Consider the following 15001-nt stretch of genomic DNA (forward strand, 5'->3'; position numbering starts at 1 on the left):
TAACCAACACTGCATGAAATCACTCACCGAACGTTTGTATTTACCTGTTGCCTCGGTCATGCTTTTGCTGCTGTTTTATCGGCTGTATACTAACTTCCGACCAGCACTTAATGAGGCCAAACAGGCTTATGCCAGCGGGCAGGCCCTCAACCTGACAACGGACCTAAAGTCGGCGGCTATTGAACGGCTTTTAACGAGTGGCAACTACTACACCGACGCCAAAGACGTTACTCTCATTGCCGATTCACTCCCCGCTAAACTGGCGCAGAACGGCCCACTCGACAATCTGGGTGCTATAAATAAACGTCAGTTTTCAATAGTCGCCCCGGTAAAGTGGCGGAGCCGCATTGGTGGTACCGACTTCCAGAGCCGCTTACGGTTATCCCGGCAGCAAATGGGCTTCGATTCGATCTTGTACAACCGGGAGGTAACAAACCCCAAAGCCTATCCGTCCAGCGTAAACACTGGCAGCGGCACAGCAGCTTTTAGCGGGAAAGTCACGAAAGACGATGAACCCATGCCGGGCGTGCTGGTTCAGCTCAAACGCCACCCGGCCACCGCTCAGCCGGATACCCTGGCCGACCGGTACATTTACGCCCGTACCGATGCTGACGGAAATTTCACCTTTACGGGGCTGAAGGCGGGCTTAGGGTATAGTGTCGTGCCACTAAAGCCCGGATTCGAGTTTGGCACTCGCAAGGGCACGTCGCATCTCACCGGTAATCAGGATGTCCGCTTTACCGCACGTCCGCACCAATTGCGGCTTATTGGGTCCACGGTTTATAGCCAGCTCAAAACCGACCATGCCCTTACCGTTCGTAATCCGGATACCTTTATCCGGCAGTTCTGGATCATTGTGGGCGGGTTTCTGCTGGCTTTCTGGATCGTACAGCTAGTCTGGACAATTCGTCGTTTCCGGCCCGATCCACTGTTGCTTCCCATTCTGATGCTGTTGACCGGCTTATCTGTCCTGACGTTACTTGCTATTCAGGACCCTTTGCAGGATATGCTTTACGCCGGGCAAACTGTACAGGGTATAGCCCTTGGCCTGCTGGGCATGACCGTGTTGTCGCAATTGAACATTGGCCGTTTCTACGCTACCTGGCAGTACGACTGGCTTTTTTCATACAGAAACCACAACGCGGTGAGGCTTTCGGGCTGGACATGGCTGGTATTGGCAGCCGGGTTAGCGGCCTTTACCCTACTGCTGGGCTCAGGGCCGGAAGGCAGTGGAGTACGCGTCAATTTGTCATTTCTGGGATTGACATTCCAGCCTAGTGAAATAACCAAATACCTGCTTTTGCTCTTTTTTGCGGGTTTCTTTGCCGCTAATGAGCAGCAACTTCGGCAACTTCCCGATTTGCGCTGGCGGTTTACCGTGAGCTTTGGCGCACTGGCAGGGGCCGGGCTGCTCATGTTGCTGTACCTGTTACTGGGCGATATGGGACCGGCGCTGGTAGTCTGTTTTACCTTCCTGCTTTTCTACAGTATTGCCCGGGGAAACCTCCCGATCACCCTGGCAACGGGGATAGGCTACAGCCTGGCGCTGTGGCTCCTACCGGGCTGGCTCGCCACCGTGCTTAGTCTGGGAGCTGTCATTGCGTACTTATTTCTGAAGGGGGATGCCCGTTCGAAAACCGGACTGGGTTGGGCGGCTCTCCTGGCCGAAGCCCCAATTCTATTACTGCTGGTGATGTCCATGTTTGCCTTCGGCGATCGGTTACCGTCCGTTGGCGACCGCCTTGCCGATCGAAAAGCCATGTGGCTCAACCCCTGGAACAACGATGTGTACGGGGGCGACCATCTGGCACACGGCTACTGGGCACTGGCCTCAGGAGGTTGGTCGGGACAGGGTTTGGGCAAGGCCTTTGCCAATTCCATTCCAGCCGCTCATACCGACATGATCCTCCCCAGTCTGGGCGAAGAACTGGGTGGTTTGGGTGTTGTGTGTGTCTTTCTGCTGTTTGGCGTGCTGCTTCACCGGATGTTTCTGCACGCACGTCGGGCGGGGCAGCCGTTCAGTTTTTTCCTGATTGCCGGTATTGCCATCGCCACCGGAACGCAGTTTCTGATCATTGCCGGCGGCTCCATTGGCTTACTGCCGCTTACCGGCATCAGCGTACCGTTTCTGAGCTACGGTAAAATTTCACTCATCATCAACCTCACGGCCATGGGAGCCGTGTTCAGCGTTGCCCACCGACCGGGGCAGGCCGAACAGCGTGAATACCTCGAAAAACATTACGACGTTGTGCTGATGGCCGGCATCGTCGGTTTTCTGGCGGGCGTTGTGGTATTGATTGGGCATTTACTGCCAATCATCAGTTGGCGTGGTCGCGACTACATCGTTCGGCCTGCCCGGGTCATTACGCGCAACGGCGACCCGGTGTACAGCTACAACCCCCGCATCGAACGACTTACACGAGCGATAGCTGCCGGCACCATTTACGACCGCAACGGGCTCGTTCTGGCAGCAAGCTCACCGGATGTTGTGACGCAGCAACTCGGAAAACTACAAGAAAGCGGCTTGAAAGAAGATGTTGTTGAGAGCCTTACGAAAAAACGACTCCAGCGGTATTACCCATTTGGCAACCAGCTCTTCTTTTGGGTAGGCGATCTTAACACGCAGCTCTTCTGGGGCCAGAGCAACGGGTATTATGCCGAAGCTGCCCACCTCAGCGAGTTACGGGGCTTCAACAGCCGCCCCCGTAAGACAGATCTGGTCACCACCGATTTCCGGGCCGACCGATTCAGTCCGTCGGTACAGCAAACGCGAACGCTGTCGGTCTATGATTACAGCGAACTGGCCCCAGCCTTACGCGCCGGACTCGATAGCCGCGAAGTAGCCGAACGGAAAGCCAAAAACCGGGACTTACACCTTAGTGTAAATGCGGAGTTACAGGTAGCCATTCAAAACGCGCTGGCTAAATCCAGCTTTCGGGATAAACGGGTTTCGGTAGTGGTGCTGGATGCCGCTTCGGGCGATGTGCTTACATCCGCTACGCACCCACTCCCTAATCTTCAAACCCCCGATGCCATGCTGCTGGCGGAACGGGACCGGCAAAAATTACCGTATCTGGTCACCGAACGGGACCTGGGCATGACCTACCCCACGGCTCCCGGCTCAACGGCCAAAATACTCACGGCGATGGCGGCCTTCAACAAACTGGGTTCGTCGGCTTCGGACGTTAGCTACCGGATCTCCTGCGAGGAAATTATTCGGCGGGGTACGCGGGAGTCTGAGCCCTGCAATGAAACGGTCGACATGCGAAAGGCCATTGTTCGGTCGAGTAACGTTTACTTTATTCGTACGGCCAATGACCACAAGCTGGATAACCAATTGGCCGATCTGTACCTGGCTACGGGCATGAACATCGACTTTGTAGGCGGCTATTCCTTCTCCGACACCCGTACCGAATCCGAACGCAGCGCCATACGCGAACACTGGCGCGACTCATCGTTCGTTATTCGCCGAAACCTGTACAACAGTACCCAATATCCCCGGCGGTACCGCAGTGAGTTTTCGGGCTTAGCCTGGGGGCAGGGGCAGTTAACGTCCACCCCGGCGGCTCTGGCGCGAATGGCGGGCGCTATTGCTAATGGAGGGATTTTACAACCTTCGCGGTACCTGCTGGACCTGGCCGGAAAGCCCCAGCCGATAGCAGCCGGACAGCCGATAGCCAAACAAGCCAACTACGCGAAACAACTGGAATCGTTCATGATCGATCAGTCGAATTCATCCGAAGGCCGGTCTAAAATCAGCGTAGCAAGGGTGGCGGGTAAAACCGGTACGCCGGAGCGTATCGTGCAGGGCGTTCGACGGAATGACGGCTGGTATGTTTTCTTTGCGCCCACACCTGATGGCCGGTCGCATACGGTGGTTAGTGTTCGCATTGAATTAGGGGAATCGTCGGCAGAAGCCGTTCAGCTTGCCAACAGCATTGTGGCCCCGATCCTGAAACAGCAGGGGTATTTAGGAAGTTTTTAACGGCTAATTTTGGTTTCCCTCAAACGGAATCGGATGGTATGCCACTACACGGAAAGACTATGAGCCTGCTGGATAGCGTCAAAAACTTATTTGGGTTTACACCCGCCCAACCCGCTAAACCGGAGTCCGGATTAGAGCAAGCCCAGGAAACGCCAAAGCCCGTTTCGAAAGGACTACCTCCCGCCGGACAGCAACGCGACCGCCTGCTTCGGTTCGTTATCGACAAGTTACGTCCTTATCAAAACGAACCCGAAACGGCCCCCGTGAGCCTTAATTTGTGCATCCTCAGCGCAACTACCGAGGAAGAGGACGTGTATAACGTTGCTCTATGGGCCAATCAGCCGGGTAAATTCCGGAGCGAGCTTGCCAGGCAACTAGCGGATAATTACATCCAACTGCCAGCCGACTGGCGTTTTGCGTATACATTTTATTCGGATGCATTGCCACCTTGTACCTACCGGGACGGTAATCTGGGGCTGATTATTCCCGAAAAGGGTAAACCGGATACCTCGCCCCTGCTGGCTCGACTTGTGGCGGTAAAAGGGCAGACCGAACAAGATGCCTATCTACTCGATCCCGCGCAAAAGACGAGCTACTGTATCGGGCGGGGTCATTCGACTCAAACAGCATCGGGACGAGTTCGGACAAATGATATTGTTATCGTGAACGCGGATGATCCTGGCTTCGATGCCGAACGGGGCGCGGGCAACGGGGCCGTTAGCCGGGCACACGCCACCATCCGATATGATGCCGCCCGACGACAATATTCGCTGCTGGCCGACCCCGGTGGTTTACCGGCCAGCGGGAATAAAACCAAGATTTTCCATCTGGACGGCAGCCTGGACCGTGCCGACATTCCCGGCATGGGGTATCCGCTGCAACCCGGTGACCAGATTGAGCTGGGTGGCGAAGTGACACTTCTGTTCGAAGCCGTTTAAACGTAATTTGTGCCATTGACTTCCTGAACGGGTAACGTTAATTTATCGAGTCCTGCCTAATTGTCTCGGCGGCTGCTTCGTGAGCAGTTGCGGATGTTCTAAGCCCGTTGAATCAGTAAAAGTGGTAGGAACATCTGTAATCTGTATACCACTTATTTCAGCTACTAATCAGATATTTGTACATTCCTCACCTAATCCGGACGCTGGTGATTAGCACCCGGCAGAAACTGGTTCTGAACGCATTCCAGTGGCCGTTCCTGCAAGCGCCTAAGGCGGAAGTATTGACAGGTAACCGTTTTTATAAACGCTTAGTACATATCCTTAACCAGTTTTCACCTTGGCAAAGTATACGTTAAAAATCAACGGAAAAGTCAGGCCGGTGGACGTGGATCCATCTACGCCAATGCTTTGGGTTCTGCGTGACCACCTCAATCTTGAAGGCACCAAATACGGCTGTGGAATGGCCCAGTGTGGAGCCTGTACGATCCACCTGGACGGCACGGCTGTGCGCTCCTGCCAGTTGCCCGTTTCGGTCGTCGGCAAAGGCGCCATTACGACAATTGAAGGCTTATCGGCCAACGGCGATCACCCGGTTCAGAAAGCCTGGCTGGAACACGATGTGGCTCAGTGTGGCTACTGCCAGGCGGGCCAGATCATGAGTGCCGCTTCCTTGCTGAAAGCCAATCCTAATCCGAGCGACGCCGATATCGACGCCGGCATGAGCGGCAACATTTGCCGATGCGGCACGTACCTGCGCATCAAAGAAGCCATCAAATCAGCCTCGGCCAAATAATGGATAGTGAATAATGGGCCATTAACTACTGAACATCAGCCATTATGCATTGTACATTTTCCATGATCCCTTACTGACATGAAAACGACTAAGACAACATATAACAGGCGGTCTTTCCTGAAAGCTTCACTGCTTTCGGGTGGCGGTATGCTACTCAGCGTTAGCTGGTTATCGAGCGCAAAAGCTGCTGACAAACTGGAGGCTCTGAACCTGCCCGAGCAGTGGGTCGAACTCAATGGATACATCCAGATTACCCCCGACAACGTCATTAAACTTCTGTGCCCCAATCCAGAGTTTGGCCAGAATGTAATGACTTCGTTACCCATGATGGTGGCCGAAGAACTGGATGCCGACTGGAAAAACGTGGTCGTGGAAATGGGACCGCACGACAACGCGAAGCTGGGTCCCCAGTTTACGGGGGGCAGCAATTCGGTTCGGATGTACTGGAAACCCCTCCGCGAAGCGGGAGCAGCCGCCCGGCAAATGCTGTGTGAGGCAGCCGCCCAAACGTGGAATGTGCCAGTCGCTGAAGTAACGACCAAAGCGGGTGTATTGCATCACTCGAGCGGCAAATCAGCGAAATATGGCGAAATGGCCAGTAAAGCGGCTACTGTTGCCGTGCCCAAAGGCGTGAAATTAAAAGACCCGAAGGATTTTACCATTGTTCGGAATTCGAAGAAAAACGTCGAGGGTCTCAAGGTCATTACCGGCAAACCCCTGTTTGGATTGGACTATCGGGCAGATGGTATGTTGATCGCCATGATTCAGCACCCGCCGGCTTTTGGCATGAAGCTTAAGTCGTTCGATGCGTCGCAAGCCATGAAAATGCCGGGCATTAAAGACGTTTTTAGTCTGAAACTGTACCAAGATGGTTTCGAGCAAGGTGGCTTCGACACCCGCACCTTCAACGATCTGCTGGTTATTGTAGGCAAAACGACCTGGGAAGTGATGAATGCCCGCAAAAAGCTGGTAGCCCAATGGGAGCCAGCCGGTGCCACCAAAGATACCATGGCGGGGCGGGGCGGAAAACGCGAGGTTACTGTTCCGGGTGAGTTGGAGAGTACGACTGCCCAGCTCGAAAAAATGCAGGAGTACGCCAAAAGACCGGCTCAGCAATTACGAAAAGACGGTGACCCCGAAACGGCGTTTAAAAATGCGGCTCAGATTATTGAACGCACCTACAACGCTCCATTTCTGGCGCACAACTGCATGGAGCCAATGAACTTCTTCGCCCATGTAATGGATGACAAAGCCGTATTTGTTGGCCCCATACAGGCACCGGGATGGGTTGAACCCACGCTGTCGAAAATTCTCAATCTTCCTGCCGACAAGATTGAGATTAAAATGACGCGCATGGGTGGTGGCTTTGGTCGCCGGGCATATGCTCATTATATGTCCGAAGCGGCTCTAATCTCGAAGAAAGTCAAAGCGCCGATTAAGCTGATCTACACCCGCGAAGATGATATGACGTATGGCATATATCGCCCGATGTACACGGCCACGTATCGGGCGGCTTTGGATGCCAATAAAAACCTGATCGGTTTCCATGTTAAAGGGGGAGGTATACCGGAACATGCCATTCATGCCAACCGTTTCCCGGCCGGAGCCGTGGACAATTACCTGGCCGAAGGCTGGGAGATTCCGTCCAATATTACCATTGGGGCCTTCCGGGCACCACGTTCGAACTTCAACGCAGCCGCCGAACAATCCTTTCTGGATGAAGTGGCCGAGGCTATGGGCAAAGACCCGATCGAGTTTCGGTTGGAGCTCTTGAAACGGGCAAAGGAAAATCCGGTAGGCAAAAATAATGAATATGATGCCGACCGATACGCAGGTGTACTCACCCTGGTGCGGGATAAATCGGGCTGGAACAAGGCGGGCGGATCGACGCCCGGACAAGAGAAATACCATCGGGGTGTGGCGGCTTATTTCTGCCACAACTCCTACGCGGCTCACGTGGTCGATATGGTGACCCGCGATGGGCAGCCGTATGTGGAGCGGGTATTCAGTGCCATTGACTGCGGTATCGTGGTCAACCCCGATTCAGCTAAAAACATGGTGCAGGGAGCCGTCGTCGATGGCATCGGCAATGCGTTTTACGGGGCGCTTACGCATAAGAACGGGGCTCCTGAACAAGGTAATTTTCATAACTACCGCATCATTCGCCATAACGAAGCGCCGAAGCAGATCGACGTTCATTTTGTGGAAAACGACATCGACCCAACCGGCCTGGGCGAACCGCCTTTCCCACCGGTGTTTGGTGCCGTGGCCAACGCCTTGTATAAAACCACTGGCAAACGGCACTATAACCAGCCGTTCAAGCCCGAGTTAGACAAGCGGATCTAAACGCTAGAACTGGCTACTATCTCTAAATCTAAAAGGGGACTTTGTTCACGTTCGAACAAAGTCCCCTTTTAGATTTAGACGTATTTCGTTTTGAATGAATCGGTGGTCTGAATCCCAATCTTACCAAACCACGATTCTGTCCTTTTCCGCCTTATACATTTTATCGCCCGGTTTTACATCAAAGGCATTGTAAAATGGGGTAAAGTTCATTAGCGGGCCATTTACGCGCCACTTGGCTGGCGAGTGAGGGTTGGTGTTCACGTACATACTCATGTAGGCATCTCGGGTTTTCACGCGCCAAATCCGGGCGATCGAGATAAAGAACCGTTGATCGGGCGTAAAGCCATCGAGTTTTGTTGTACTTTTTCCCTGCTCGGTCAGCTTAAACGCATCGTAGGCAATAGCCACCCCGGCAATGTCTGCCGTGTTTTCGCCCACGGTCAAGGCCCCTTTTACGTGCACAGAATCCAATACCGTGAACTTGTCATATTGGTCGATTACCTGATTTGTTCTGGCTTTGAATTTGGCATAATCGTCTTTTGTCCACCAGTTTGTTACGTTGCCAACTTTGTCAAATTGCGCGCCCTGATCGTCGAACGAGTGCGTTATTTCGTGACCAATTACCATGCCGACACCGCCGTAGTTCAGTGCATCATCGGCATTCACGTCGAAATAAGGTGGTTGTAATATACCCGCCGGGAAAACGATCTCATTGAGCGGAGGATTGTTGTACGCTGTTACCGTGGGTGGTGTTGTATGCCATTCCGTCCGGTCGACCGGCTTCCCTACTTTCACCACGCTTTGGAGGTACTCATTTTTGTTTGCCGACAAGCGGTTTTCAAAATAAGCATTGCGTTTAACGTCCACCTTCGAGTAGTCTCTCCATTTGTCGGGATAGCCGATTTTCTCGGTAAAGGCGTACAGTTTTTCTTTCGCCCGGGTTTTGGTCGAATCACTCATCCAGTCCAGCTTGTTGATCCGGGCTTCAAAAGCTTTTTTAAGGTTGTTGACTAAAGCCGTTATCCGTTTTTTGGCTTCTTCCGGAAAGTATTTTTTTACATATATCTGGGCCAGTGCCTCGCCGAGCGATCCATCGACCACCTGCGTCATTTCCTCCGCCCGAGTTTTTTTAGCCGCCTGTCCGGTTAGTATTTTCGAATACACAAATGACTCGTTCACAAAGGGTTGACTCAGGTAACCGGCATAGTTAGTGAGGGCATGCGCTTTCAAATACACTTTCCAGTCATTTATGGAAACGGATGTCAGCAGCGTGTTCAGCTTGTCATAATACCCCGGCTGCGCAACGTTGACGGAATCAGCCTGTACGCCCAAGTTGGTCAACAACGCTGGCCAGTTTAGGGCAGAGTGTCTTTTGGCAAGATCAGCGACCGCCAGTTTATTGTAGTTAGCTTTTACGTCCCGGCGCTCAATATTCGTCCGGTGGGCGGTGGCCAGCTGCTTTTCAATATCATAAGCGGTAGCCGCATTTTTCCGGGCTGTGGCTGCGTCAGTACCGGTCAGTTCAAACAGGCGGGTGAGGTAGTTTCGGTAAGCCTTCTGAATTGAACCGGTTGACGAATCGGTTTTAAAGTAATAATCCCGTTCGGGAAGGCCAATTCCGGTTTGACTAAACTCCGAAATATTGATCGAACTCCGTTCATTGTCGGGGCCAACGTAAAAACCAATAATGGACCAATTCTCTGCTTTCTGTTCTTCGGCCACCAGCTTCATTAACCCGGACACATCGGTCAGCGCATCAATACGGCCGAGCAGGGGCTTAATGGGATCATACCCTCGTTTATTGATGGCGGCTGTATCCATGCCTGACGCGTAGAAATCGCCCACCTTTTGTTCGATGCTCCCGGCCGGAAATTGCCGGGACGAAACGCTGTCCAGAATTCCCTGCAGCCGAATTCGTTGCGGGTAATTCATGAAGGAATATGCCCCTACGCCTGCCTGACTTTCGGGTATCCGGGCGGTATCCGTCCAGATGCCATTGGCGTATTTAAAAAAATCATCGCCGGGTTTTTTAGTCGGGTCGATACCCGTTATAACGACGCGTTTTGTTGTCGGAATAGTTGTCGTTGGCGTGGCCGCTCGTTGACAGGCGACTGCCAACAAGAGCGTTAGAGAGAAGTAAACTAGACTTTTACAGTTTGTCATGTGTAGGTGCTGGTCAATGTGTACCGCCTAAAGATAGTCAATTTAGGCACGGGGCATATTCTGGCCAACGTATTCATTTGCTCTGCTGCATCAGTAGTCCAACGGTGTCCATTGGCCGATACAGTCTCCCGTTCAGGAACCACTACTTGATCTTCATATCGGGCACAAGCGGCACCGTCTCTACTAGTTCCAGCGACTTCACCATGTCTTTCGTTCCGGTTTTGTATTTCAGAAAATGGGGCGTCTGGATGTGCGCCTTGTAAGCAGCAGAATCTGCGTAGATTTCCAGAATCGTGATGTGTGTCGGATTGTCCTTTTCCGTCATGGCATATAGTGTCAGGACACCGGGCTCAAGGCGCACAGAGGCTTCGATTTCCTCTTTTAGAAGAATCTTGTAGTGTTCCAATTGAACCGAGTCAACTACAATTTTAGCCATTCGTACCATCCGGGATTTGGGTTGACAGAGAGTCGGTCCAGCCGATAGCAGTAACAGCATGCTTACCGTCAGCACCCGCCATAGCCGTAAGCCGCTGAAACGATGCGTATTTGTCATTCGCTCTTGATTCGAAAGGTTGTAGTTGTTCATCCTGATTTTGCGCTGCGATATGGCTGCTGGTTAGGGTAACGTTCTTAACGTTTTACTAAAATTATAAGCCAGCATCACGTTCCACATAAAGTCTTTGTTGCCCGGAATGTTGGAATTGATGGTCTGGTTGATGGTGGACTGAATCGTGAATGGTACGTTTTTCTTCGACAGTATGGCCGTTCCAGAGAAATAGCTGCCCTCATGCCCATCAAGATACAACAGATACACCGTTGGGATGAGGTTGAGTTTGAAACTGCCCCCTACGTTGATGTTTGAAATAGTGTTATTCAAAAAGAACACATTGGTGTTTTGAGGCCCATGATTTTGAAGGCCACTCCCGTGCAGGTAAACGGCTCCGATGCTCCAGTTTGGTCTGATTGTGTAGGTTGGAACCACTTCAACGGCGGCAAATCGCAGCATTTCGGTAATTTCGCTATCGGTGCCGTTATCACTGATGGTTTTCCTGACCAGCGAAAAAGCCGGATGGGCACCCACCCGCAAACTGAATTTCTTTTTCTCGATCAGGCGGTAGCGAAACCAGAAAATAAAGCCCCCTTTACTGGCATCCGATACCAGGCGAATGTCGGGATCGAAACTGAATCGGTTCTTCCGCCAGTAAAAATTCATAACCGTCGCCGGTCTGTTTAGCGAGAAAGTTGGAACAATGGAGAACCCATTGTTGGTAATTCCCACAGAACCCGAAAACGTAGAAACGGCCTCTAGAGAGGTAGACACGGGAGCTGTAGATGCGCCCCCCATGAATGCGCCCCCTGTGGATACGGCCACTGTGGCTATTCCCGCTGTGGATGCAATTTGGGTACTATCGGTAGCTTGTCCGGTGCTTATCTCCGGTAAAAAAGCGATCGAAATTAGGAGTAAAGAGGTAAGTAGTTGTCTCATTTATACGATGGTCTCAAACAAGTAGGTCGGTATGGCACAAAGGTACTTTGCGCTCAAACGCTCGTTTGTATACATCTTACGGTATTACTTACCACTATTACCGATAACGGCAGGACTGAGTATTTTCCGCATTGCTTTTACATAAAAAGGCACTCACTGACTGTCATAAAGCGCTGGCTTATTAGTTATTGTGGATCATACGGTATTCGTTGGGCGATTGACCAACCCGTTGTTTAAACAGTCGGTTAAAGTGCTGGGGATACTTAAAGCCTAGTTCATAAGCGATTTGACTCACCGATTTGCCGGGGTCAAAAAGGCGCGCTTTGGCGACATCCATCACCTTCAACTGAATGTACTCCTGCGCCGTTTTGCCTGATTCTTTTTTCACCAGATCACCAAAATAGTTGGCCGACAGGTTCAATTCGCCGGCGCACCAGGCTACTGAAGGCAATCCAATGGTGAGGGGCTTGTCAGTCAGATAATAGGCGTTCAACAAGACTTCAAACCGTTCCAGAACGCCCTGATGCACGGTATCACGGGTAATGAACTGCCGGTCGTAAAAACGGACACAGTAATTCAATAACAGTTCAATGTTGGAAACAATCAAGCGTTTACTGTGCTTGTCAACGGCATGTTCCAATTCGTAGTCGATTTTCGAAAAGCAGTCCAGTACGATTTTCCGTTCTCGCTCCGATAAATGCAGCGCTTCGTTGGACTGATACCCGAAAAACGAATAGTCCTGAATGTGCCGACCAAGAGCCGTGCCATGAATGAGATCGGGATGAAAGACAACGGCATAGCCCTTGGGTTGATAGATTTCCCCTGCATTTTCAACGCTGATTACCTGCCCGGGGCCAATGAACACCAGGGTACCTTCCTGATAATCATACGTATGCCTACCATAGCGAAGATCACCGCATTTTACATCTTTTAATAGGATTGCATATAAACCATAATACATGGTCGAGATCTGCCTTGGGTGAGCCTTCGACATATCTATTACACTCACCAGCGGATGACGTGTTTCTGTATTGTTGAAGACATTGTAGTCATTCACGTTCTCAAATCGTCGCAAAAGGTCCATAGCACGGTTTGTTTATCTAGCTCAAAATTACCGCTTTTTTTACCCCGCCCGGTACCACCATCTTCCTATCCGGAATATTGGTAGTAATCACTGTAATCTGTATACCATCCGGGCAAAAAAATGACCGGACCTTTGTACTACAAACGTAAACAACCAATGCAACACGTAGTATTGAACAATGGGGTAGAAATGCCTATTCTGGGATTCGGCGTTTATCAGGTTCCCGATCCCGCCGAGTGTGAACGGAGCGTACGGGATGCCATCGACACCGGCTATCGGCTGATCGACACAGCGGCTGCGTATAATAATGAGGAAGCAGTAGGACAGGCCATTAGAAAAAGTAACGTATCCAGAGAAGATTTATTTATTACCACCAAGCTCTGGATACAGACCAACGGCTACGATGACACGCTGAAAGCCTTCGAGCTGTCGATGAAGAAGCTGCAACTGGACTACCTGGATTTGTACCTGATCCATCAGCCCATAGGCGACGTGTACGGCGAATGGCGGGCCATGCAGGAGCTGTACAAAGAAGGACGCATCCGAGCCATTGGCGTGAGTAACTTCCACCCCGACCGGCTGATTGACCTGATCGGTCATAACGAGATCGTTCCGGCGGTTAACCAGGTCGAAACCCATCCGTTCCACCAGCAGATCGACACGCAGCAGTTTATGATCGACAACAAGGTGCAGATCGAATCGTGGGGCCCATTTGCGGAAGGCAAAAATAACCTGTTCGGCAATGAACTTCTCGGAACAATCGCAACGAAGTATAACAAAACCACTGCCCAGGTTGTCCTGCGCTGGCTAACCCAACGGGGCGTTGTCGCCATCCCTAAGTCAGTACGCAAAGAACGGATGATCGAGAACGTCAACAGCCTCGATTTTCAACTCAGTGCGGACGATATGGACGCCATCAAAACGCTGGATACAAAGGCCAGTCTATTCTTCGACCACCGCGACCCGGCTATGGTAAAATGGTTAAGTAGTTATAAAGTCGGCAGCTAACGTCATTCATACAAAAACGCAAGCGTAACCACAGTTCTATCAACAACATGATAACAAGAACATTAGGGAAAAGTGGCCTGGACGTATCAGCCCTTGGACTGGGCTGTATGGGTCTGAGCTTTGGCTACGGTCCGGCCACCGAAAAGGGCGAGGCTATTAAATTGATTCGGGCCGCCGTTGAGCAGGGCGTGACTTTCTTCGACACGGCCGAGGTGTATGGCCCCTATACCAACGAGGAACTGGTTGGCGAAGCCCTCGAACCGTTCAAAGGCAAGGTAGCCATTGCCACTAAATTCGGATTCAACTTTCAGGAGGGGAAACAGGCCGGGCTAAATAGCCGTCCCGAGAACATACGAGCCGTTGCCGAAGCCTCCCTAAAACGGCTGAGGGTCGACGTCATCGACTTGTTTTATCAGCATCGCGTTGACCCCAATGTACCGATTGAAGACGTGGCAGGGGCCGTAAAAGACCTGATTCAGGAAGGTAAGGTGAAGCATTTCGGTCTGTCGGAAGCAGGCGTCAACACCATTCGCCGGGCGCATGCCGTGCAACCCGTAACGGCTCTGCAAAGTGAATATTCGCTCTGGTGGCGCGAACCGGAAGCCGAAATTCTGCCTACTCTGGAAGAGCTGGGTATTGGCTTTGTCCCCTTCAGTCCGTTGGGTAAAGGGTTCCTGACCGGAAAAATCGACGAGACAACGGTCTTCGACCAAACGGATTTCCGGAATACAGTTCCCCGTTTTTCGGAAGAGAACCGAAAAGCAAACGCAGCGCTGGTCGAGTTGCTCGGCAGTATGGCCAGTGAGCGAAGCGCCACACCCGCCCAAATTGCGCTAGCGTGGCTGTTGGCCCAAAAACCGTGGATCGTTCCCATTCCGGGCACTACCAAAATACACCGGCTGAACGAAAACCTTGGGACCGTTAACATTACACTGAGCGCCAACGACCTCGCATCCATCGCAGCGGCTCTTTCCCGCATTGACGTGCAGGGCGGACGGTACTCCGAGCAGGCCCAAAAGATGATTGACCGCTAGAGACATATGGGTAAAGCTGAAGTATATACTAGCACCTAAGCGATGCAACTTACATTCATCATAGACAAAGCTTACTGATGATTCTACGTCAAACAGCGTTGACAGCGGCTCTATTGGCAGTCTCTGTATGCAGCGCCTTACAAGCGAACCAACCAGCAACGGCA

10 protein-coding genes are annotated in these 15001 nt (G+C 51.8%); 6 read left to right on the forward strand and 4 right to left on the reverse strand.

Features of this window, described 5'->3' with window-relative positions; all coding sequences use genetic code 11:
• Positions 1-13: 13 nt before the first annotated feature.
• The 4 genes from ACYVJM_RS04950 to ACYVJM_RS04965 all read left to right on the forward strand — a co-directional run bounded on the left by ACYVJM_RS04950 (position 14) and on the right by ACYVJM_RS04965 (position 8062).
• A complete protein-coding gene (locus tag ACYVJM_RS04950) occupies positions 14-3985 on the forward strand; it encodes an FtsW/RodA/SpoVE family cell cycle protein (protein ID WP_461147086.1) in 3972 nt (1323 codons plus the stop codon).
• Between the two features lie 38 nt (positions 3986-4023).
• A complete protein-coding gene (locus tag ACYVJM_RS04955; RefSeq protein ID WP_461147087.1) occupies positions 4024-4923 on the forward strand; it encodes an FHA domain-containing protein in 900 nt (299 codons plus the stop codon).
• Positions 4924-5260: 337 nt separating this feature from the next.
• Entirely contained in the window at positions 5261-5716 is a 456-nt protein-coding gene (locus tag ACYVJM_RS04960; RefSeq protein ID WP_461147088.1) for a (2Fe-2S)-binding protein, read from the forward strand.
• A 78-nt stretch (positions 5717-5794) separates the two neighbouring features.
• Entirely contained in the window at positions 5795-8062 is a 2268-nt protein-coding gene (locus ACYVJM_RS04965) for a xanthine dehydrogenase family protein molybdopterin-binding subunit (protein ID WP_461147089.1), read from the forward strand.
• Between the two features lie 120 nt (positions 8063-8182).
• Here the strand turns inward: ACYVJM_RS04965 and ACYVJM_RS04970 are convergent, their stop codons facing one another.
• From ACYVJM_RS04970 to ACYVJM_RS04985, 4 genes are all read right to left on the reverse strand, one after another.
• On the reverse strand, positions 8183-10225 hold the full coding sequence (locus ACYVJM_RS04970) for a M13 family metallopeptidase (protein WP_461147090.1): 2043 nt from the start codon (positions 10223-10225) through the stop codon (positions 8183-8185).
• Between the two features lie 142 nt (positions 10226-10367).
• A complete protein-coding gene (locus ACYVJM_RS04975; protein WP_461147091.1) occupies positions 10368-10778 on the reverse strand; it encodes a putative quinol monooxygenase in 411 nt (136 codons plus the stop codon).
• A gap of 63 nt (positions 10779-10841) precedes the next feature.
• Positions 10842-11711, reverse strand: a complete 870-nt coding sequence (locus ACYVJM_RS04980) for a hypothetical protein (RefSeq protein ID WP_461147092.1) — start codon at positions 11709-11711, stop codon at positions 10842-10844.
• A 181-nt stretch (positions 11712-11892) separates the two neighbouring features.
• Positions 11893-12795, reverse strand: coding sequence for a helix-turn-helix domain-containing protein (locus ACYVJM_RS04985; protein WP_461147093.1), 903 nt, complete (start codon positions 12793-12795; stop codon positions 11893-11895).
• 156 nt (positions 12796-12951) lie between these two features.
• On the opposite strand from ACYVJM_RS04985, the gene ACYVJM_RS04990 reads away from it, so the two are divergent.
• Both ACYVJM_RS04990 and ACYVJM_RS04995 read left to right on the forward strand, forming a co-directional pair.
• Positions 12952-13803: an aldo/keto reductase gene (locus ACYVJM_RS04990; RefSeq protein WP_461147094.1), complete on the forward strand. Its 852-nt coding sequence runs from the start codon at positions 12952-12954 to the stop codon at positions 13801-13803.
• Positions 13804-13850: 47 nt separating this feature from the next.
• Entirely contained in the window at positions 13851-14837 is a 987-nt protein-coding gene (locus ACYVJM_RS04995) for an aldo/keto reductase (protein ID WP_461147095.1), read from the forward strand.
• Positions 14838-15001: the final 164 nt, after the last annotated feature.

This window comes from Spirosoma pulveris (assembly GCF_054781875.1).